Source organism: Marinobacter sp. RI1, from assembly GCF_041155085.1.
Taxonomy (GTDB): Bacteria; Pseudomonadota; Gammaproteobacteria; order Pseudomonadales; family Oleiphilaceae; genus Marinobacter; species Marinobacter nauticus.
Window position 1 is genome coordinate 2,176,600 of the sequence record NZ_AP031605.1, and the last position, 20,281, is coordinate 2,196,880.

Genomic DNA, 20,281 nt, shown 5'->3' on the forward strand with positions numbered 1-20,281 from the left:
TATACATGGTCGTCTTGATCGCGGCGAACCTGGCTAGCGTTTCCGCATATCATGCACCCGAGCTTCAATGCCCAGTGACCGCAACTGCTTGTAATGCCCCCGCGCCTGGTTCAATACCGCCGGGTCATTGTGGGCAACCAGTGCCAGGCGGCCGTACTGGTCGGCGTCGTCGGGCAGTGTTGAGGACAGGACGATAACGGTATCCCAATCCACCGCGGCTGGCGGGTAGAGCAGGATGCCGACAGGATCGGTGCAGGGGGTGGTTGGGTCTTGGGCGATACTGTGGGGGATGAAGGCTTCGGGGGTGAAGTTCCACAGCAGGTCGTCGAGTTCCACGGCCTGTTCTTCGGTGTCACAAAGAACGCACACACGGTCGCCCTGCTGCCAGGCTTTGTCCACGAGTTTGGCGGCGTGGAGGTTGCGGGCGGCGTGGGTGTTCTGGGCGAGGATGTGGAACCAGTAGCGCTGGTTTTTATCGTCCCGGCCGGAGGGGCCGGCAGCGAGGCTGCCGGGCTCCGGAGAAGGGTTTGGCTGGTTATCCTGCATGGGTCATCAGGTAGTCGACCAGCAGGGGGACCGGGCGGCCGGTGGCGCCTTTGGCTTTGCCGGAGTTCCAGGCGGTGCCCGCGATATCCAGGTGGGCCCAGCGGTAGTCCTTGGCGAAGCGGCTCAGGAAGCAGGCGGCGGTAATGGTGCCCGCGGGGCGGCCGCCAATGTTGGCCATGTCTGCGAAGTTGCTGTCGAGCTGGCTCTGGTATTCGTCCCACAGAGGCAGGCGCCAGGCGCGGTCGCCGGTGCGTTCGCCGGCGGCGAGCAGTTCGTTCGCAAGCTCGTCGTTGTTGGACAACAGGCCAGTGGCGTGACTGCCCAGGGCGATAATGCAGGCGCCGGTGAGGGTGGCCATGTCGACCACGGCTGCCGGGTCAAATTTCTTCACGTAGGTGAGGGCGTCGCACAGTACCAGGCGGCCTTCGGCGTCCGTGTTGAGGATTTCGACGGTCATGCCGCTCAGGGTTTTGACGATATCGCCGGGGCGGGAGGCGCCGCCGTCTGGCATGTTTTCAGCGGCAGCGATCACGGCAACCACGTTGATCTTGGGTTTGGTTTCAGCCAGGACTTTCATGGTGCCGAAAACGCTGGCAGAACCGCCCATATCGTATTTCATTTCGTCCATGCCCTCGCCCGGCTTGAGGCTGATGCCGCCGGTGTCGAAGGTGATGCCTTTCCCCACCAGTACGTAGGGCTTGTCTTTGGCCTTGCCGCCACGGTATTCCATCACGATCAGGCGCGGAGGCTGCTTGGAACCTTTGCCTACGGCCAGGATGGTGTTCATGCCCAGTTTTTCCATCTGCTTCTCGTCCAGAACTTCGGTCTGGATGGAGTCGTAGTCTTTGGCCATGGCCTTGGCCTGTTCGGCAAGCCAGACCGGGTGGCAGATGTTGGGTGGAGTGTTGCCCAGGTCTTTGGTGTAGTTCATGCCGCGGCCGGTGGCCAGGCCAAGGTTGAAAGCATCTTTCAGGGACTTGCCGGCGCCGGATGCCTGTACCACAACTTTTTTCAGTTTGCGGGCGGCAGGCTTGTCGCTTTTGAATTCGGTGAAGGTGTAGAGCTGGTCTTCCAGAATCCGGCCAATCAGGTTTAGCCGGGCTTCTTCAGAGCTGACCGCAGCTTCGCCCTGAACCGCAGTATCGGTCAGGCTGATCAGTGCACTTTTGGAGGGGCCATCTTTCAATGCGCCGGTCATGGCAATCAGGCTCTTACGATAGGCTGTGGCTGTGCGGTCTGCATCTTTGCCGGTGCCAATTACCACAACGCGCTGCCAGGGTTGATCCACCAGGGGCAGGGTATTCACGGAGGCGTTCTTGCCGGTCAGGTCGCCGGCTTTCTCGAGTTGCTTGATCAGTCCGCCCAGCGCGTCGTCTGCCGCTTTGGTGGATTCTGGCCACTCGCCTTTCTCAGGCAGGCCGATAACCAGGCAGTCGGCTTTGGTGGTCGTGATGGCTTTGCTGCTCAGGCTGAAATTCATGGCAACTCTCATGGCAACTCCGTTGTCAGATTATGCTTTATTCAATTGAATTGAATGTTGATGGCAATGCTCATAAGGATTGGGGCAAAGCCTTTATTAATCAAGCCGGGTGCCCGCTTCGTTACGATGGTTTTATCGTGTAGGCCCCGTACTGTCATTCGTCGGCGAGGTTACATAGAATACGCGCTGTTCTCCTTAACCTCCATCTCCAATGACGGCGCCGCCAGAGAGACTGATTTGAGTATTATCTTCCGTTACCTCATTCGCCAGATCGTGGTCAGTATGCTTGCGGTGTCAGGCATTCTGTTGCTGGTGTTCATGAGTGGGCGTTTTATCAAGTATCTGGCCGATGCTGCTGAGGGCGAGATTGCGGCCGGCGTCCTGTTTGCGATTATGGGGTATCGTTTCCCCGGGTTTCTGGAATTAATTCTGCCCCTGGGCCTGTTTATCGGAATTCTGCTGGCGTATGGCCGGATGTACCTCGAAAGCGAGATGACGGTGTTGTTCGCCTGCGGTGTGAGTGAAAAGCAGTTGCTGGCGAAAACGTTGCTTGGGGCGTTGCCGGTCATGCTGGTGGTAGGGGCCATGAGCCTTTACATCTCTCCCTGGGGCATGAAACAGGTGGAGCACATCTTTAATGAGCAGCGAAAGGCCACCGAGTTTGAAATGCTGGCCCCGGGGCGGTTTCAGGACTTTACCTCCGGTGATCGGGTCACTTACACCGAGGCCCTGAGCGACGACAAGCGCCAGTTGCAGGGGGTGTTTATTGCCGAGTACGACAAGGACGGTAAGGGTGTCACTCTGATCACTGCGGAGTCTGGCTCCCAGTTCATTGATGAGGAAACCGGCAGCCGGTTTCTGGTGCTGGAGGATGGTGGTCGTTTTCAGGGGGCTCCCGGCCAGCTTGATTACAATGTCACTGAATTTGAAGCCTACGGTTTGAAGATTGTCAGCGGCCAGGAGGGCAGCAAAGAGCTGGAGGAAGGCTTGAGTACGCTGGCGCTTTGGAACTCGGATGATCCGGAAGACCGGGCTCTCTTGCACTGGCGAATATCGTTACCGTTGATTGTGCCCATCGTCACCTTGCTGGCCGTGCGGCTCAGCCGGGTGAATCCCCGGCAGGGGCGGTTTTTCCATCTGTTGCCAGCCATGCTGGTTTACATCACCTATCTGGGCTTACTGATTGTGGCGCGGGATGCGCTGGCGGATGAAAAGGTGCCTGAATGGGTGGGTATGCTCTGGGTGCATGCGCTGTTCCTGGCGCTCGGCCTGTGGCTGCAGTTTGGCCCCGGGTGGCTGAACCGTCGTCGTCTTGAGAGGGAGGGGCGCCAGCGTGCATAAGATCGATGGTTATGTGATGCGTACTGTTGGCGGCGCCATGTTCCTGGTTATGGTTGTGGTGTTGTCGCTGGATGTGATCTTTGCATTCATTGCTGAACTGGAAGACACGCGCAACGAATATCAAACCCTGCAGGCGCTGTGGTATGTGGCGCTGACCTTGCCACGGCGAATCTACGATTACCTGCCTCTTGGGGCCTTCATGGGTTGCCTTGTCGGCCTGGGCTCCATGGCCAGTTCCTCGGAGCTGACGGTGATCCGGGCAGCCGGCGTGTCGCTCAAACGCATTGTCTGGTCTGCCATGAAGCCGGCGCTGATCGTGGTTCTGCTCGGCGTGGCGATTGGTGAGTATGTCGCGCCGACCACCGAACGTATTGCCCAGAGTGACAAGGCGGTGGCCTTGGGTGCGGGGAGCAGCGTGGCTTCCGCGGAAGGGGTGTGGCATCGCGAAGGCAATACCTTCATGCACCTGAATGCGGTTCAGCCAAACGGTGTGTTGCATGGGGTTTCGCTGTTCCGGTTTGACGATGCCCGGCAATTGCAGGTTGCCAGCTTCGCCGAGCGTGCCATTTATCAGGGCGACTACTGGTTGCTGGAGAACGTGACCTCCACCCGCATTGAACCGGAGCGGACGGTGCGTGATGTGAGTGCGTCACTGCGTTGGGAGACCGGCCTGTCGCCGAGCGTGCTGAGTGTACTGATTGTGAAGCCGGAGAATCTGTCGATGACGGGCCTTTATACCTACGCGGCCTATCTCGGAGAGCAGGGGCTGAGTGCGGCGCAATACTGGCTCGCGTTCTGGAAAAAGGCACTGATGCCTCTGGGTACGGCGGTGATGGTGTTGGTCGCCATCTCCTTTGTGTTCGGGCCACTGCGGTCTGTGACCATGGGGTTCCGGGTATTTACCGGTCTGCTGGTGGGATTGCTGTTCAAGTATATGCAGGATCTGCTGGGGCCGATGAGTATGGTTTATGGCTTTAATCCGCTGATTGCAGTGCTGGCTCCGATTGTTGTTAACGGTATTGTCGGAGCCGTCCTGATGCGTCGGGCGGGGTAGCGCCAGACCTATTTCTTCTCGGGCCTGGCCACCTGAACAACCACGCTGTTGGAGGTGCGGTCGGTCAGCGACAGCCCATTGATGGGATAGAACAACGCGATGATGGCCGGGATGCTGAGCAGCAACGTCAGCGCGCCCAGGTAGTAGGCGCCGAGAATGCTCAGGAAAACGACGATCGCAGCGGTAACATAGCGAATCAGGGCCTGGGTCCAGCTCACGGAGGTGCCATCAAGATTCTCGATGCGAACGCGCCATACCTGCATGCCGAGGGTCTGGCCGATGCGGGTCCAGAAGTAGGCGAAAAACAGATACAACACCAGAAACAGAACGAAGGTCAGCCCCGGATCTCCTGAGATTTCACCGGCTTCGGCCATTTGTTCATAGCGATCCCAGCCCGTAATCCATCCAGCAATCATGGTGTATACCCAACTGGCGACAAGCAGCACGGCGATACTGATCAGTCCATCGTAAATAATGGCCAGGGCGCGTTTCAGGCCGGTCGCCGGTGGCAGAAGTTCATCGGCTTCATGAAAGCGTCGGGGCATGGCGTCTCCTGTGAGTTTTCACGTTTTTCAAGTTCTCGGCGTGTGCTAGAGTAGCCGATTTGCACACGCATGTAAGTAATCGCATTTAACCTCAGACCCGGCGGTTCATTCGGCGGGTGTCTGGCAAGGTGTATCAGGTCGAAAGGTATCAAAGGTCTATGAAAACCGCAGAGTTGCGACAAGCATTCCTAGAATATTTCCAGCAGCAAGGGCATGCCATTGTGCCCAGCAGTTCACTGGTACCCCACGATGATCCCACTCTGCTGTTTACCAACGCGGGGATGAACCAGTTCAAGGATCTTTTCCTCGGCCGCGAGGAGCGCGACTATACACGAGCGACCAGCTCCCAGAAATGTGTGCGTGCCGGAGGCAAGCACAATGATCTGGAAAACGTGGGCTATACAGCGCGCCACCATACCTTCTTCGAGATGCTTGGCAACTTCAGCTTCGGCGATTACTTCAAGCGCGAGGCCATTAATTTTGCCTGGACGTTCCTGACTGGCGAACAGCACCTCAACCTGCCCCAGGAGAAGCTGTGGGTAACGGTTTACGCCGAAGACGACGAAGCCTTTGATATCTGGAACCAGGAAATCGGTGTGCCGGCGGAACGGATTGTGCGCATCGGCGACAACAAAGGCGCCCGCTACGCCTCCGATAACTTCTGGCAGATGGGTGATACCGGACCCTGCGGCCCGTGCACCGAGATTTTCTTCGATCACGGCCCGGATGTGGCAGGTGGGCCTCCCGGCAGCCCGGAAGAAGATGGCGACCGCTACATCGAAATCTGGAACGTGGTTTTCATGCAGTACAACCGCACTGCCGACGGCGAGATGCTGAACCTGCCCAAGCCCTCGGTGGACACCGGCATGGGGCTGGAGCGGATTGCTGCGGTTCTGCAGGGTGTTCACAGTAACTACGAAATCGACCTGTTCCAGGACCTGTTGAAGGCGGCATCCGAGATCCTGGGTGGTGCGGCCACCACAGAAGCGTCTCTGCGCGTGGTGGCGGATCATATCCGTTCTTGCGCCTTCCTGATTGCCGACGGCGTGATGCCGTCCAACGAAGGGCGCGGCTTTGTTCTGCGCCGAATTATTCGTCGCGCAGCTCGCCACGGCAACAAGCTCGGTGCTACCCAGCCGTTTTTCTACAAGCTTACCGGCGCTCTGGTTGAACTGATGGGCGAGGCCTATCCGCAATTGGTGAGTAGTCGCAAGCAGATCGAAAAGGTGTTGCTGCAGGAGGAAGAACAGTTCGCCAAGACCCTGGATAAAGGTCTGCGCCTGCTGGAGCAGGACATTGCGGAGCTGAAGGGTACCGAGATTCCCGGTGAAACCGTGTTTACTCTTTACGATACCTATGGGTTCCCGGTCGATCTGACCAACGATATTGCCCGCGAGCGTGGTCTGACTCTGGATTACGAAGGCTACGAAAAAGCCATGGAGGCCCAGCGCGACCGGGCTCGTGCCGCCAGCAAGTTTGGTATCGACTACAATGCCGCCGGCATCACGATTGAGGGCAAGACCGAGTTTACCGGTTATGACCACGTCGATGGTCATGAACGTATCCGCACGGTGCTGGTCAACGGTGAGGAGCGTAACGCGGAAGCGGGTGATGAGTGTGTGGTGGTATTGGAGCGCACGCCGTTCTATGCGGAGTCTGGTGGTCAGGTGGGTGATACCGGCCTGCTGACCTGGAGCGGTGGCCGCTTCCAGGTAACCGACACCCGCAAAGAAGGTGATAACCACCTGCATGTGGGCACCCTGATTGAAGGTGAGCTGTTCCCCGGGCTGGAAGTGGATGCGCGGATTGATCATGCCCGTCGTGAACGCACCAAGCGCAACCACTCGGCTACGCACCTGCTGCATGCGGCCCTGCGCAATATCCTGGGGGAACACGTTACCCAGAAGGGCTCGCTGGTCGACCCGGACAAACTGCGATTCGACTTCTCCCATTTTGAAGCCGTGACGCCGGAGCAGCTGAGAGAAATCGAGCGTACGGTTAACGAGCAGATCCTGGAGAACACGCCGGTAGATATCGACATTACCGATATGGATACCGCCAAGGAAAAAGGCGCGATGGCTCTGTTTGGTGAGAAGTACGGTGATGTAGTACGGGTGCTCACCATGGGTACCGACAAATACTCTGTTGAGCTGTGTGGTGGTACTCACGTTGCCCGTACCGGCGATATCGGGTTGTTCCGCATTACCTCCGAAAGCGGCATTTCCTCTGGCGTTCGTCGTATTGAGGCTGTAACCGGGTTGGGTGCGCTGGAATGGGTTGATGAAACCGAGCGTACGCTGCGCGAGACCGCACGTCTGGTGAAGGGCACCCGTGATTCTGTCGTCGACAAGGTCAAGCAGGTTCTGGACCGCAATCGCCAGCTTGAGAAGGATGTCGATGCCCTGAAAGCAAAACTGGCGAGTTCCGCGGGTACTGATCTGGCTGGTTCCGCGGTCGAAGTGGCAGGCCTGAAAGTGGTGGCCTCCGAGATGGAAGGCGCTGACCGCAAGGCCTTGATGGAAACTGCGGATCAGCTCAAGAACAAGCTGGGCGAGGGCGTTGTGGTGCTGGCCACTGTCGAAGACGGAAAGGTGGTGCTGGTGGCCGGTGTTACCAAGTCCGCCACCAACCGCATCAAGGCTGGCGATTTAATGAAGCATCTGGCCTCGCTGGTAGATGGCAAAGGCGGCGGTCGCCCCGACATGGCCCAGGGTGGTGGTAATGATCCATCCCGTCTGGCCGAAGCACTGGCTGGTGTACCGGCCTGGGTTGAGCAAAATATCGGGTAAACAACTGTTTTCTGATACGGGCGGAGGTTTATAATCCCGCCCGTTTGTTTTTAATGGCGGGGCGCCTAGCCCCGTTGTGACACCCCGTTTCGGAGTTTGGGAAACATGGCTCTGCTGGTTCAGAAATTTGGTGGTACGTCCGTCGGGACAACCGAGCGGATTGAAGCGGTAGCTGACAAGGTCTGTCGGTTCCGCAAAGAAGGGCACGATGTCGTGGTTGTGGTCTCGGCCATGAGCGGTGAAACCAACCGTTTGATTGCACTCGCCAACGATATTATGGATGAGCCTACCCCCCGTGAGATGGACGTTCTGGTTTCCACCGGCGAGCAGGTAACCATTGCCCTGTTGTCCATGGCGCTCCAGAAGCGGGGCTGCGATGCCCGGTCCTACACCGGTTCCCAGGTCAGGATTCTCACGGACAGCAGCCATACCAAGGCGCGTATCAAGCAGATTGATGAGCAGCGCATGCGGGAAGATCTGGATGCCGGTCGGGTGGTTGTGGTAGCCGGCTTCCAGGGCATTGATGACAACGGCAATATCACCACGCTCGGCCGTGGCGGTTCTGACACCACGGCGGTTGCCCTGGCGGCGGCACTGAAAGCCGATGAATGCCAGATCTATACTGATGTAGATGGTGTTTACACAACTGACCCAAGGGTAGTGGACAGTGCCCGCCGGTTGGAGCGCATTACATTTGAAGAAATGCTCGAGATGGCTAGTCTGGGTTCTAAGGTACTCCAGATTCGCTCAGTTGAGTTTGCAGGTAAATACAACGTTCCATTAAGGGTGTTGTCCAGCTTTCAGGAAGGCGAGGGCACCCTGATTACTTTTGAGGATGAGAACGCCATGGAACAACCGGTTGTTTCCGGCATTGCTTTCAATCGTGACGAAGCCAAGCTGACGATCTCTGGTGTGCCCGATACACCGGGCAGCGCACTGCGGATTCTCAAGCCCGTCAGTGATGCTAATATCGAAGTAGATATGATTGTTCAGAACGTGGGCGAGGATAACAAGACTGCCTTTACGTTTACGGTGCATCGCAACGATTTCAAACGGGCCCAGGAAGTGTTGCGCGGTGTTACCGCTGAGCTGGGTGCCGGTGAAGTGGGTGGAGATACCAAGATCGCGAAGGTCAGCATCGTAGGCGTGGGTATGCGCTCCCATGCGGGCGTTGCAACCAAGATGTTTGAAGCGCTGTCCAATGAGGGCATCAATATTCAGATGATCTCCACGTCAGAAATCAAGATTTCGGTGGTGATTGATGAGAAGTATCTCGAGCTTGCCGTTCGCGCACTGCACAGTGCGTTCGAGCTGGATAAAGCCGGGGTGGAGGAGAGTGCCTGAGGCAGGAGGTCTCAAATGCTCTCTGATCAAGGTCATTGAAGATAGCTATCAGGATTCAGGTAAGTATAAGTATTTCTGCGTCTTTAGTGTCTGAAGTGATCTCATTATAAAAGCAAGAAGTAAACAGTAGTGTTTGTCGGAACAGGTAGCTCTGGAATAGGGAGTAAGGGATATGTTGATTTTGACTCGCCGTGTTGGCGAAACCCTGATGATCGGCGACGAAATTACCGTCACCGTTCTGGGTGTAAAGGGGAATCAGGTACGCATCGGTGTGAACGCGCCAAAAGATGTGGCGGTTCACCGCGAAGAAATCTATCAGCGAATTCAATCTGAAAAAGGCTCCGAAGAGCCGGAATCGGGCAATCGTTGATCAGTTAAAAAGCCGTTCGAGGGTAACCCGGACGGCTTTTTTGATTGTGGGGAAAATCGGCCAGAAAAAAGTCGTGTCAACCCTATGAAAACAGAAAAATTATGGTAGTATACGCCCCGTTCTCAAGGAGAGGTGGGTGAGTGGCTGAAACCAGTTCCCTGCTAAGGAACCGTACGAGCAATCGTACCGAGGGTTCGAATCCCTCCCTCTCCGCCATTTTCTCCCCGGAGAGAAGTGAGAACAGTTGAGGTAGCACTCAACGTTGCGATGCGCGGCTGTAGCTCAGCTGGATAGAGTACCTGGCTACGAACCAGGCGGTCGGAGGTTCGAATCCTCCCAGCCGCGCCAACATCGCAAACCAGTTTCAAGCGGCTGTAGCTCAGCTGGATAGAGTACCTGGCTACGAACCAGGCGGTCGGAGGTTCGAATCCTCCCAGCCGCGCCATATTAAAGTCAAAGCGCCTCAGTTTGTGTACCCCACAGGCTGAGGCGTTTTGCTATACAAAATAAAAAACCCCGCCTTGTGCGGGGTTTTTTATTGTCTTTACCACATCAAATCGTCGGGGATTTCATACCCTGCATACGGGTCGTCTTCGCCTGCGTCATCCTGTTTACGATCATGCATTGAGATGATGGCGCTCTCATCGCGCTCCATAATCTTGCGGGCCACCCTGTCCGGGACGATCTCATAGTGGTCACCCAGCGCCACAATGGCCAGACGGCCTCGAGAGAGTTGGTCCACCATCTGTTCGTTCACCAGAATCTTCTTGATCTTCTTGCCGTCGACAAACTGGTAGGAGGTTTCGCCGCGGCTCCGGTCCAGGCGATTGGTTTCGATCAGCTGCCGAATCTGTGCCTGAATCGCCTTTTTCTCAGCCTCTTTCTTGCGCTCAAGGTTGAGCTGCCGATCCCGCTCGGCCTTTTCCTGGCGAGCCTTGCGGGCGCGCTCTTCGGCTTCGTTTACGGTCGTGGCGCCTTTGGGCTGTTGCTTTCTCTGTTTTCGTTTTTCATTTCGTACTTCCCGGGCTTTCTTTTCGTCGGCCAGCCCGGCCTTTAATAACTGTTCCTGCAGTGAGGCCATCAGCGACTCCGTGAATTCATGATAAACTGGTGCGATCAAACGTTAAGTATACGCCGTCAGCATTCTCTCAATAACCCATCACAACCCACCCCACGGATTTTTCTATGTCATCTTTTAAAGCGCTTGGTCTTTCTGCGGCCATGCAGGCCAACCTTGATCAATTGGGTTACCAGCAACCCACGCCGGTTCAGGCAGAGGCAGTTCCGCTTGCGTTGGCGGGCAAGGACGTGATTGCCATGGCGCAAACCGGCAGCGGCAAGACAGCAGCGTTCGGGATACCGATTATCGAGGCCATCGATCCGCGACGCTTCCGGGTTCAGAGTCTTGTTCTTTGTCCCACCCGGGAACTGGCGGATCAGGTGGCCAAAGCGTTGCGAGAGTTGGCACGGGCCAAAGATAACGTGAAGGTGCTGACGTTGTGTGGTGGTGTGCCTATCGGCCCCCAGATCGGGTCGCTCAGCCATGGCGCTCATATCGTCGTGGGTACCCCTGGCCGGGTAGATGACCACCTGCGCAAAGGTACGCTTTCGCTGGATGGCTTGAAAGTGCTGGTGCTGGACGAGGCGGACCGTATGCTGGATATGGGGTTCGAGGAGGTGGTCACCAGCATTGTCTCCCAAGCCCCCGGTAGCAGGCAGACGCTGCTGTTCTCCGCCACCTGGCCGCCGGCCATCAGAAAGCTGAGCGAGCAATTCCAGAGCAAGCCGGAAGACGTGCGGGTGGAATCAAAAGCGGCCGCCATCACCATTGAAGAATCCTTTTACGAAATCCAGCCGGATCAGCGGGCGGCGGCCGTGGCAGCACTGCTTTCCCGTTTTCAGCCGGTGTCGTCTCTGGTGTTCTGTACCACCAAACGGGACTGTGATGAGCTGTCGGATGAACTGGGTCGTCTCGGCTTTTCGGCGTTGTCGCTACATGGCGATCTGGACCAGCGCGAACGGGACAGCGCTCTGGTTCGATTTGCCAACCAGAGTTGTACGGTTCTGGTGGCTACCGATGTGGCGGCAAGGGGGCTCGACATCAAAGGGCTACCACTGGTCATCAATGCCGAGCCTGCGCGGGATCCCGAGGTGCATACCCATCGGGTGGGCCGTACCGGCCGGGCAGGCGAGCAGGGGCATGCGGTTACTCTCTGCACTCCGCGCCAGGGCCACAAGATTACACGCCTGGAAACGGAGCGGGGCGAGCCGGTGTTGTGGGGCGATACCGAAGCGTTGCTGGCGGAGGCGTTGCGCCCGGTTACACCGGCCATGAAAACGCTGTGCCTGGCTGGCGGTCGCAAAGACAAAGTGCGCCCTGGCGACGTGATGGGAGCTCTTACCGGCGAGGCCGGTATTCCCGGCGCTGCCGTTGGCAAAATCGATCTGTTCGACTTTCAGTGCTTCGTGGCGGTTGAATCCCGATGGGCGGCCCAGGCGCTGGCGCGGCTGGAGAAAGGTAAGGTGAAAGGTCGGAAATTCCGGGTTAGATATGCATGATTAACGCCTGATGAGGCTGTTGCAGCAGGTGTCATTTCAGGCCGGGACGCTCGGAAAGTCCCTATAGAAATGCGTGCTTCAGGTTGCTCCTGGTCATTGAAAACGGTAAATTACGCAGGATTTTGCCTCCCGAATTGTTCCGCCGGGCCATTAGACTTTAGTTTTAGTGGTGGCTTGTCGGGCGGTACGGGGAAATCAACAAACCAATACAGGTAGCTGTTCGATATGAATGAGCTGATGTCACAAGCCGTAGACTTGATGATTGCCGGCATGGGCTTCGTGTTCGTGTTCCTGATTATTCTGGTATTCGCGACCGGCCTGATGTCCAAAATCATCCTGCGGTTTGCGCCGCCAGAGCCGGCAACCCCGGCCAGAACGCCACGTGCCAAGCCGAAGGCGCCCACGTCGGTTGACCCTGACACCGCCGAGGCCATCAAGAAGGCGATTGCACAATACCGGTCACGCCACAAGAAGTGACCCCGGTACACGATTAGAACCTTTTAACAGAAGGCTGACACGATGACTGACACGAAAAAACCGCTGGGGATTACGGACGTAATTCTGCGTGACGCCCACCAATCCCTGCTCGCCACCCGCATGCGTCTGGACGACATGCTGCCAATCGCCGAGAAACTCGACAAAGTGGGTTTCTGGTCGCTGGAATCCTGGGGTGGGGCTACCTTTGATGCCTGTATCCGTTACCTGGGCGAAGACCCTTGGGAGCGCATCCGCGAACTTAAAAAAGCCATGCCCAATACTCGCCAGCAGATGCTTCTGCGCGGCCAGAACCTGTTGGGCTATCGTCACTATGCGGATGATGTGGTTGACCGTTTCTGTGAGCGTGCCGCCGAGAACGGCGTAGACGTGTTCCGTATTTTTGATGCCATGAACGATCCCCGCAACATGGATCGCGCGATCAAGGCCGTTCGCAAGACTGGCAAGCATGCCCAGGGTACGATTGCTTACACCACCAGCCCTGTGCACACCATCGATATGTGGGTAGATCTGGCGAAAGAAGTCGCCGACATGGGCGCAGACTCAATCGCAATCAAGGACATGGCTGGTATTCTCAAGCCGTATGTGGCCTATGATCTGGTCAGCCGCCTGAAGAAAGAGCTGGATATCCCCATCCACATGCAGTGCCACGCCACCACCGGCATGTCGACCGCCACCGCCATCAAGGCTGCGGAAGCCGGTATCGATAACGTGGATACTGCTATTTCCTCCATGAGCATGACCTATGGTCACTCGCCCACCGAGGCGGTTGTGGCCATCCTGGAAGGTACCGATCGTGACACCGGTCTTGATCTGAACCTCCTGGAAGAAATTGCCGCCTATTTCCGCCAGGTGCGCAAGAAGTACGCGAAGTTCGAGGGCAGCCTGCGCGGCACTGATTCCCGCATCCTGATTGCTCAGGTACCGGGCGGTATGCTGACTAACATGGAAAACCAGCTGCGTGAGCAGAACGCAAGCGACAAGTTTGACCAGGTGCTGGAAGAAATTCCCAAGGTTCGTGAAGACCTGGGCTTCATTCCGCTGGTGACCCCGACCTCGCAGATTGTCGGCACCCAGGCGGTACTGAATGTTCTGACCGGCGAGCGTTACAAGTCCATCTCCAAGGAAACCTCCGCCATTCTGAAGGGTGAGTACGGCGCAGCGCCAGCCCCCATGAACAAAGAGCTGCAGGAGCGTGTTCTGGATGGCAAGGAAGTCATGACCTGTCGTCCTGCAGATGTGCTTGAACCGGAAATGGACAAGCTGACCGACGAGCTCAAGAAGCTGGCGGACGAGAAGGGCATCAAGCTGGCCGACAATCTTGAAGACGACGTGCTGACCTACGCGCTGTTCCCACAGATCGGCCTGAAGTTCCTGGAGAACCGCAACAACCCGGATGCGTTCGAGCCGGTCCCGACCGCAGAAGACGCCGCGCCGGCCAAGAAAGCCGCGGGCCCGGAGACTTACACCGTGGACGTTAACGGCAAGAAGTTTGTGGTGGCGGTTTCTGAAGGTGGCGAGATTACCCAGATCCAGGGTGACGGTGGCACCGCGTCTGCTCCGGCCGCTTCCTCTGCACCTGCTCCGGCGGCAGGCGAAGGCGAGCCTCTGGTGGCGCCGCTGGGCGGTAACATCTTCAAGGTTCTGGTTTCCCCGGGTGACACCGTTGAGGAAGGTGACGTGCTGATTATCCTCGAAGCCATGAAGATGGAAACCGAGGTTCGCGCACCGAAAGCCGGTACTATCGGCGAAGTCTTCATCAAGGTCGGTGATGCCGTCTCCCCTGATGATGAAATGCTGACAATCGCATAAGGGCCAGCATTCCATGGATAAATTAATGACACTGTGGACAGGCAGTGGCCTGTTCAACATCGAGCTGGGCCAGGTGATCATGATCGCTATTGGCCTGTTGCTTCTCTATCTTGCGATCAACAAGAAGTTTGAGCCGTTGCTGCTGGTGCCCATCGGGTTTGGTGGCATTCTGGCGAATATTCCGGAGGCAGGGCTTGCCCTGACTGCGGCTGAAAACGCTATTCACTTTGCTTTGCAGGGTGGCAACTCCAAGGTTCTGGCTGCACTGGCGGCGCCGCTGGATGTGGCCTATCAGGTCGGACAGGCGATTACGCCTGAGTTGAAAGAAGCCTTCAAAGTAGCGGTGAAAGAAGCCAGTTATTCCGAAATGGCGATGGCCAACTCCATTGCGCAGGATTACGGCTACGGCAATGGCATGCTGTATAACTTCTACTCTGTGATTATCGGCAGTACCGTTGGTCCTCTGCTGATTTTCATGGGTGTAGGGGCGATGACCGATTTCGGCCCTTTGCTTGCTAACCCCAAAACCCTGCTTCTGGGTGCGGCTGCGCAGTTCGGTATTTTCGGTACCGTTATTGGCGCGGCGTTGCTGGACTGGACGGGGATACTGGAGTTCAATATCCTCGAGGCCGCTGCAATCGGCATCATTGGTGGCGCCGACGGCCCCACCTCCATCTACGTATCCAGCGTACTGGCCCCGCATCTTCTGGGTGCGATTGCCGTCTCTGCTTATGCGTACATGGCGCTGGTGCCGATGATCCAGCCGCCGATCATGAAGGCGCTGACCAGCGAGAAAGAGCGTGCCATCAAGATGTCGCAGCTGCGCCCGGTGAGCAAGAAAGAGAAGATTGTCTTCCCTCTGGTTGTTCTGATTGCCGTGGTTCTGTTCCTGCCCGATGCGGCTCCGCTGCTGGGTATGTTCTGCTTCGGTAACCTGATGCGTGAGTGTGGCGTGGTAGAGCGTCTGAGCGATACCGCACAGAACGCGCTGATCAACATCGTAACCATCTTCCTGGGTCTGTCTGTTGGCTCCAAGCTGATGGCCGACAAGTTCCTGGATGGCCAGACGCTGGGTATCCTGGGCCTGGGTATTGTGGCTTTCGGTGTAGGCACCGCTTCCGGTGTACTGATGGCGAAACTGATGAACAAGTTCACCAAGGAAGCGATCAACCCGTTGATTGGCTCCGCAGGTGTATCCGCGGTGCCGATGGCGGCGCGGGTCTCCAACAAGGTGGGCCTGGAAGCCAACCCGCAGAACTTCCTGCTGATGCACGCTATGGGCCCGAACGTGGCCGGTGTTATTGGCTCTGCGGTTGCAGCGGGGGTAATGATCAAGCTGCTCGGCTGATCCTTACCGACACTGCCCTGAAAACCCCGCCTTTGGCGGGGTTTTTGCGTTTGTGGTCAGTGGAAATCCCGGGAGCTGACCGGTAGCGAGTTGATCAGATGGCTCAAGTCAGACAGCTTGCCGGCCATGACATGAACGATATCCCCTTCTTTCTCGATAACTCCTTTTACGTGTAACAACCGGGCGGTGAGCAACGGTTTGCGTTGGCGGCGGGCGGTGTCTAGCCAGACGACGACGTTGACGTTGCCGGTTTCGTCTTCAAGGGTGACGAAGGTGACGCCGGAAGCGGTGCCGGGCCGTTGGCGGCCGGTGACCAGGCCGGCAACTTGTACGGGGATGCCGGGACGGGTGGCTTTGAGTTGATTGGCGGTGAGGCAATGGCGCAGGTGGCCTTGTTCGCGGAGCAGGGCAAGGGGATGCCTTTGTAGTGTTAAACCCTGGCTGCTGTAGTCGGCCAGTACGTTTTGCCCTTCGGTGGGCTCCGGGAGCAGGTGGCAGGGTTCCGGTGTGTATTTGGTCATGGCTTCGTTAGCGAAGAGCTCAGCGGGTTCTTCGTGTTCGAGCAGTTGCCAGTAAGCCTGGTGGCGGTTGCGGGTGAAGCCGGGCATGGCGTTGGCGCCGGCGAGAAGTTCCATGTCACTCTGGTTGAGGCCAGCTCGGGCGCGCAGTTCGGCGGCGCTTTGGTAACCGTTTGCCGGGCGGTTCTGGTGGACGCGCTCGGCGCCATTGCGAGACAGGCCTTGAATGATTCTAAGGCCAAGGAGCAGGTGCTGCTCCTGACCTTGCAGGGTGTGCTGCCACTGGCTGTGGTTGACGTCTGGTGGCAGCACGGTAACGTTGTGGCGCCGGGCATCCTGAACCAGTTGGCTGGGCGAGTAAAAGCCCATTGGCTGGCTGTTGAGCAGAGCGCAATAGAACGCTGCCGGGTGGTGGCGTTTGATCCAGGCGGAGACGTACACCAGCAAGGCAAAGCTGGCGGCATGGGATTCCGGAAATCCATAGCCACCAAAGCCGCAGATCTGTTTGTACAGGCGCTCGGCGAAGTCGGCATCGTGGCCCCGCTCCAGCATGCCTTGAATCAGTTTGTCGCGGAAAGGTGTCAGATCGCCATGGGATTTCCAGGCTGCCATGGCACGGCGAAGTTTGTCGGCTTCGCCCGCACTGAAACCGGCGGCGACCATGGCCAGTTTGATGACCTGTTCCTGGAAGATCGGCACCCCGAGGGTGCGCTCCAGCACCTGGCGTACGGCATCGTTGGGGTATTCTACTGCTTCCATGCCGTGTTTTCGGCGCAGGTAGGGGTGCACCATGTCGCCTTGTATGGGGCCCGGGCGAACGATGGCGACTTCGATCACAAGGTCGTACCAGGTTTCCGGTTTCAGCCGCGGGAGCATGTTGATCTGGGCGCGGGACTCCACCTGAAAGACACCGATACTGTCGCCTTTTTGCAGCATGGCGTAGGTGTCAGGGTCTTCCTGAGGGACGTCCTGAATGGTAAACGTCGTGCCTTTCTCTTCACTGATCAGCGCCAGTGCTTTGCGAATGGCGGTGAGCATGCCCAGGGCCAGGACATCCACCTTCATCAGCCCCAGGCTTTCCAGGTCGTCCTTGTCCCACTGGATAACCGTGCGCCCTTCCATGGCGGCATTCTCGACAGGCACCAGTTCTGAAAGCGGGCCGGCGCTGATCACGAAACCGCCCACGTGCTGGGACAGGTGGCGTGGAAAGCCCAGCAAGGTGTTCACCAGCGTGAAGAACTGATCCGCGACGTTGGGGCTGCGGGTCAGGCCCTTGTCCAGAATCTGCTGGCGCCAGCCGGTGGTCTTGTCACGCCAGTCGATGCCATCCAGCAGCTTCTCCACCAGTGTGGCATCAAAGCCCAGCGCCTTGCCGACATCCCGAATGGCGCTGCGGGGGCGATAACGAATCACGGTGGCGGCCAGGGCGGCCCGCTCCCGGCCGTAGCGCTGGTAAATGTACTGAATGACCTCCTCACGCCGTTCGTGCTCGAAATCCACATCGATGTCGGGGGGCTCATCCCGGTCTTTGGAGATGAACCGTTCAAACAGCAGTTCCACATTGGCCGGGTTCACCTCGGTGATGCCCAGGCAGTAACAGACTGCGGAATTGGCTGCGGATCCCCGGCCCTGGCAAAGAATGCCCTGGCGCCGGGCAAAGTCGACGATGTCGTGGATGGTGAGAAAATAGTGTTCGTAGCGCAGTTCGGCAATCAGCTCCAGCTCTTTGCGAATCAGTGCCTGCACCTTCATGGGTGTGCCCGATGGGTAACGCCGCCGTTCACCCTCCCGGGTGAGTCGCGCCAGAAACGATGTGGGTGTTTCGTGTTCCGGCACTAAATCGGGAGGGTATTCATAACGCAGGCTGCCAGGCTCAAAGCTGCAGGCTTCGGCGATTGCCACGGTCTCCCGAACCCAGGGCTCGGGGAATAGTCGCCGGATAACCGGTATCGGGCGCAAATAACGCTCGGCATTCTGAAACAGGCAGTGTCCGGCCTGTTCCAGCGTGGTGTGGTGGCGCAGAGCTGTCAGCACGTCCTGTAATGGCTGGCGTTCGCGGCGATGCATATGAACCTGGCCGGTTGCCACCACTGCGCAGCGCATTTGTTCAGCTAACCACCGTACACGGACCAGTTGCTGTTCCTCGCCGGCTTCCAGTGTGCGGGTCGCTGCAAGGCGTAGCCTGTGCTCGAAAATCCGTTGCAGCCATTCGCCGGTGATCAATGCCTGGTGCGCGTTGGTTTGTGATACCAGCGGTGGCAGCCACAGGCAGAGGCAGTGGTCCAGCGAATGGGTTTCGATGTCCCGGGTAAATAACCGGTATTGCCCTTTCTCAGCGCGTCGCCGCCCGGTGGTGATCAATTGGCAAAGCTGACCGTAGCCCTCGCGGGTTCGAGCCAGCAGTATGAACCGGGGTGGGGCAGTGGCGCCCTCGGGAGTATCGCTCAGTTCGAACCAGCTCCCGGTAATCAGCTTTACCGGGCTGTCTTTAAGGGCTGCCCAGGCTCTAGGGATGCCCGCCACCGAGCAGGCATCGGTGATGGCAATTGCCCGATAGCCAAGCTCCGCGGCTTGCTCGGCCAGTTCATGGGGGTGGGAGGCGCCGGTCAGGAAGGTGAAGTTGCTGAAGCAGAACAGCTCGGCGTAATCAGAATCCATCAGCCAAACCACCCGTGTATGTACCAGCCATCGCGAATATCCCGGAACACCCACGCCAACTGGCCGTTGGACAACTGGGCAATATAGTAGTCACGGTGCACCCGCTGGCCGTCCCACCAGCCAGCACTGATGCGTTCCGGCCCCGAGAACCATCTGGCCGGAGGTTCTGCCAGTGGGTGCGGCGTGGATAACAGCCATAAAGGGCGCGCAGGCAGGCCAGAGACCTCTGGTGTTTCGCTGTGCCTGCTGGCTGGTTTTATGGCGGAGGCTGTCCAGGCAAACTCCGGGCGGTGGTCTGCCCTCGGTGCAAGCTGTTGCAATGCCTCAGTACCAAGCCGGGCCTGTAAACGACTGGCCAGCGTATGCCAGGCTTCATTCAGGTCCTGTCCATCGCCCAGGAGGTCCTGGCCAACCGGAGCTTCCCGGCCCAGAAACCGCTTTACCGACAGGGACAGACTGATCACCGGTGCCCGCAGCGGGTGCTGATCCAGTTTCAGGCGCAGCAGTTTCAGAAAACTCTCTGCCCGATGCTCCGGGCCAGTCGTTCGCAACGTTAACCGGGTGGCTTCTTCGTGCCGGTGTTGGAGTAAAAGATGCAGGGTATCGGTGTCCTGTTGGCGCCAGCACAGGTCTTCTTCCAGCTCGGTCAGAATCCGCTGCAGCGCGAACAAAAGCCCTTGGGCATGCTCCACTTCCTGAATAAAATCGGCCCGCTGGCGGAATCGGTGCGGGGGGTGCCAGGGCGATTTGGGGTCTGGCCTGGTGCCCTGGGCTTTTTGTATACGTGCCAGCAGCTCCGGGGATAGCCTCCGTGCCAGTTCCCGGGCTGGCAGATTGAAGACTTCAGCCAGCGTATTCAGCCCCAGGCGATGCAGGCGGGTACAGGATTTTTCATCAAAACCCGCAGCCACCAGAGGCAGTTTGCCCAGGGCCGTCAGAATGTGGCCTTTGTCTGCGGTGCACTCGCCTTTGCCTGCTTGCGCAAGGAGCTGAGCCGCCAGTGGCGTATGCCCAAGAGCCAGCCAGGCAGTGAGTTGCCGCTCTTCCAGAGCCTGCTCGACGGTTTGCCAAACGGCGGGAAGCCCGCCATATAACCGCTGGAGGCTGCTGACTTCAGCCCACAGACCGTGCGGCGGCGACAGGGTAATGTGGGCCGCGTAACGGTATAGCCAGCGGGCTTGCTCTTCCAGCAGATTGGCTTCCTGTTGAGAATCGAGATGCAGAATCACCAGGTCTGGTGCCAGGCCCAGTGCGGTCTTGAGGCGCATGCCCGGCCGAATACCCAGGTGATCGGCTTCTGGGCAAACCTGCAGAATAGCCTGCCCGGCAAGATCGACCACCGCAAGTGCGCCCTGAGTTTGCTTGCTGCGGCGAACATGATCCAGCAGCAGGTGAGGGAAGTGCAGATACAGCCACAACATG

15 protein-coding genes and 3 tRNA genes are annotated in these 20,281 nt (G+C 58.0%); 12 read left to right on the plus strand and 6 right to left on the minus strand.

Translation table 11 applies throughout. The features are described from left to right. Window positions 1–33: 33 nt before the first annotated feature. Window positions 34–546: a DNA polymerase III subunit chi gene (locus ACAM27_RS09740; RefSeq protein ID WP_014421883.1), complete on the minus strand. Its 513-nt coding sequence runs from the start codon at window positions 544–546 to the stop codon at window positions 34–36. Then, the gene (locus ACAM27_RS09745; protein ID WP_369612874.1) at window positions 536–2,026 is read right to left on the minus strand and encodes a leucyl aminopeptidase; all 1,491 of its coding nucleotides are present in this window, start codon (window positions 2,024–2,026) and stop codon (window positions 536–538) included. Before ACAM27_RS09745 ends, ACAM27_RS09740 begins: the two co-directional genes overlap by 11 nt. 237 nt (window positions 2,027–2,263) lie before the next feature. Between ACAM27_RS09745 and lptF the strand changes: the two genes are divergently transcribed. Together lptF and lptG are read left to right on the plus strand one after the other, a co-directional pair. Continuing rightward, window positions 2,264–3,367 (plus strand): LPS export ABC transporter permease LptF, encoded by a 1,104-nt coding sequence (lptF, locus tag ACAM27_RS09750; protein ID WP_369611860.1) that lies wholly within the window; start codon window positions 2,264–2,266, stop codon window positions 3,365–3,367. Further along, window positions 3,360–4,421: an LPS export ABC transporter permease LptG gene (gene lptG / locus ACAM27_RS09755; protein WP_011784479.1), complete on the plus strand. Its 1,062-nt coding sequence runs from the start codon at window positions 3,360–3,362 to the stop codon at window positions 4,419–4,421. The genes lptF and lptG overlap by 8 nt, the downstream gene beginning before the upstream one ends. Window positions 4,422–4,429: 8 nt before the next feature. Here the strand turns inward: lptG and ACAM27_RS09760 are convergent, their stop codons facing one another. Beyond that, window positions 4,430–4,966 (minus strand): RDD family protein, encoded by a 537-nt coding sequence (locus ACAM27_RS09760; RefSeq protein WP_219194515.1) that lies wholly within the window; start codon window positions 4,964–4,966, stop codon window positions 4,430–4,432. A 158-nt stretch (window positions 4,967–5,124) separates the two neighbouring features. Here ACAM27_RS09760 and alaS point away from each other — a divergent pair, with 158 nt between their 5' ends. From alaS to ACAM27_RS09790, 6 genes are all read left to right on the plus strand, one after another. Then, window positions 5,125–7,755 (plus strand): alanine--tRNA ligase, encoded by a 2,631-nt coding sequence (gene alaS / locus ACAM27_RS09765; protein WP_278800384.1) that lies wholly within the window; start codon window positions 5,125–5,127, stop codon window positions 7,753–7,755. Window positions 7,756–7,860: 105 nt separating this feature from the next. Next, window positions 7,861–9,099, plus strand: a complete 1,239-nt coding sequence (locus tag ACAM27_RS09770) for an aspartate kinase (protein ID WP_011784482.1) — start codon at window positions 7,861–7,863, stop codon at window positions 9,097–9,099. Window positions 9,100–9,271: 172 nt separating this feature from the next. Beyond that, window positions 9,272–9,469, plus strand: coding sequence for a carbon storage regulator CsrA (csrA, locus tag ACAM27_RS09775; protein WP_011784483.1), 198 nt, complete (start codon window positions 9,272–9,274; stop codon window positions 9,467–9,469). 126 nt (window positions 9,470–9,595) lie between these two features. Then, a tRNA-Ser gene (locus ACAM27_RS09780) sits at window positions 9,596–9,685 on the plus strand. 55 nt (window positions 9,686–9,740) lie between these two features. After that, window positions 9,741–9,817: transfer RNA gene (locus tag ACAM27_RS09785), tRNA-Arg, on the plus strand. Window positions 9,818–9,837: 20 nt separating this feature from the next. Next, window positions 9,838–9,914 (plus strand) — tRNA-Arg (locus tag ACAM27_RS09790). Between the two features lie 99 nt (window positions 9,915–10,013). On the opposite strand, the gene ACAM27_RS09795 is transcribed toward ACAM27_RS09790, so the two are convergent. Then, the gene (locus tag ACAM27_RS09795) at window positions 10,014–10,550 is read right to left on the minus strand and encodes a DUF2058 domain-containing protein (RefSeq protein ID WP_011784484.1); all 537 of its coding nucleotides are present in this window, start codon (window positions 10,548–10,550) and stop codon (window positions 10,014–10,016) included. Window positions 10,551–10,654: 104 nt separating this feature from the next. Between ACAM27_RS09795 and dbpA the strand changes: the two genes are divergently transcribed. The 4 genes from dbpA (at window position 10,655) to ACAM27_RS09815 (ending at window position 15,683) form a co-directional block, all read left to right on the plus strand. Next, window positions 10,655–12,028: an ATP-dependent RNA helicase DbpA gene (gene dbpA, locus ACAM27_RS09800; protein WP_369611861.1), complete on the plus strand. Its 1,374-nt coding sequence runs from the start codon at window positions 10,655–10,657 to the stop codon at window positions 12,026–12,028. Between the two features lie 225 nt (window positions 12,029–12,253). Then, entirely contained in the window at window positions 12,254–12,505 is a 252-nt protein-coding gene (locus tag ACAM27_RS09805; RefSeq protein WP_011784486.1) for an OadG family protein, read from the plus strand. Between the two features lie 42 nt (window positions 12,506–12,547). Next, the gene (gene oadA, locus ACAM27_RS09810) at window positions 12,548–14,335 is read left to right on the plus strand and encodes a sodium-extruding oxaloacetate decarboxylase subunit alpha (protein WP_023011360.1); all 1,788 of its coding nucleotides are present in this window, start codon (window positions 12,548–12,550) and stop codon (window positions 14,333–14,335) included. 13 nt (window positions 14,336–14,348) lie between these two features. Further along, window positions 14,349–15,683, plus strand: coding sequence for a sodium ion-translocating decarboxylase subunit beta (locus ACAM27_RS09815; RefSeq protein WP_031209652.1), 1,335 nt, complete (start codon window positions 14,349–14,351; stop codon window positions 15,681–15,683). A 56-nt stretch (window positions 15,684–15,739) separates the two neighbouring features. On the opposite strand, the gene ACAM27_RS09820 is transcribed toward ACAM27_RS09815, so the two are convergent. Continuing rightward, window positions 15,740–18,859 (minus strand): error-prone DNA polymerase, encoded by a 3,120-nt coding sequence (locus ACAM27_RS09820; protein WP_369611862.1) that lies wholly within the window; start codon window positions 18,857–18,859, stop codon window positions 15,740–15,742. Continuing rightward, on the minus strand, window positions 18,859–20,280 hold the full coding sequence (locus tag ACAM27_RS09825; RefSeq protein ID WP_369611863.1) for a DNA polymerase Y family protein: 1,422 nt from the start codon (window positions 20,278–20,280) through the stop codon (window positions 18,859–18,861). The genes ACAM27_RS09820 and ACAM27_RS09825 overlap by 1 nt, the downstream gene beginning before the upstream one ends. Window position 20,281 lies beyond the last annotated feature (1 nt).

Bases quoted from the DNA above. Each gene is read 5' to 3' on its own strand.
- ACAM27_RS09760 (WP_219194515.1), bottom strand. From the start codon at position 4,966: ATGCCCCGACGCTTTCATGAAGCCGATGAACTTCTGCCACCGGCGACC.
- ACAM27_RS09745 (WP_369612874.1), bottom strand. From the start codon at position 2,026: ATGAATTTCAGCCTGAGCAGCAAAGCCATCACGACCACCAAAGCCGAC.
- csrA (WP_011784483.1), top strand. From the start codon at position 9,272: ATGTTGATTTTGACTCGCCGTGTTGGCGAAACCCTGATGATCGGCGAC.
- ACAM27_RS09825 (WP_369611863.1), bottom strand. From the start codon at position 20,280: ATGTTGTGGCTGTATCTGCACTTCCCTCACCTGCTGCTGGATCATGTT.
- alaS (WP_278800384.1), top strand. From the start codon at position 5,125: ATGAAAACCGCAGAGTTGCGACAAGCATTCCTAGAATATTTCCAGCAG.
- ACAM27_RS09805 (WP_011784486.1), top strand. From the start codon at position 12,254: ATGAATGAGCTGATGTCACAAGCCGTAGACTTGATGATTGCCGGCATG.
- ACAM27_RS09740 (WP_014421883.1), bottom strand. From the start codon at position 546: ATGCAGGATAACCAGCCAAACCCTTCTCCGGAGCCCGGCAGCCTCGCT.
- ACAM27_RS09815 (WP_031209652.1), top strand. From the start codon at position 14,349: ATGGATAAATTAATGACACTGTGGACAGGCAGTGGCCTGTTCAACATC.
- ACAM27_RS09820 (WP_369611862.1), bottom strand. From the start codon at position 18,859: ATGGATTCTGATTACGCCGAGCTGTTCTGCTTCAGCAACTTCACCTTC.
- dbpA (WP_369611861.1), top strand. From the start codon at position 10,655: ATGTCATCTTTTAAAGCGCTTGGTCTTTCTGCGGCCATGCAGGCCAAC.
- ACAM27_RS09770 (WP_011784482.1), top strand. From the start codon at position 7,861: ATGGCTCTGCTGGTTCAGAAATTTGGTGGTACGTCCGTCGGGACAACC.
- ACAM27_RS09795 (WP_011784484.1), bottom strand. From the start codon at position 10,550: ATGGCCTCACTGCAGGAACAGTTATTAAAGGCCGGGCTGGCCGACGAA.
- oadA (WP_023011360.1), top strand. From the start codon at position 12,548: ATGACTGACACGAAAAAACCGCTGGGGATTACGGACGTAATTCTGCGT.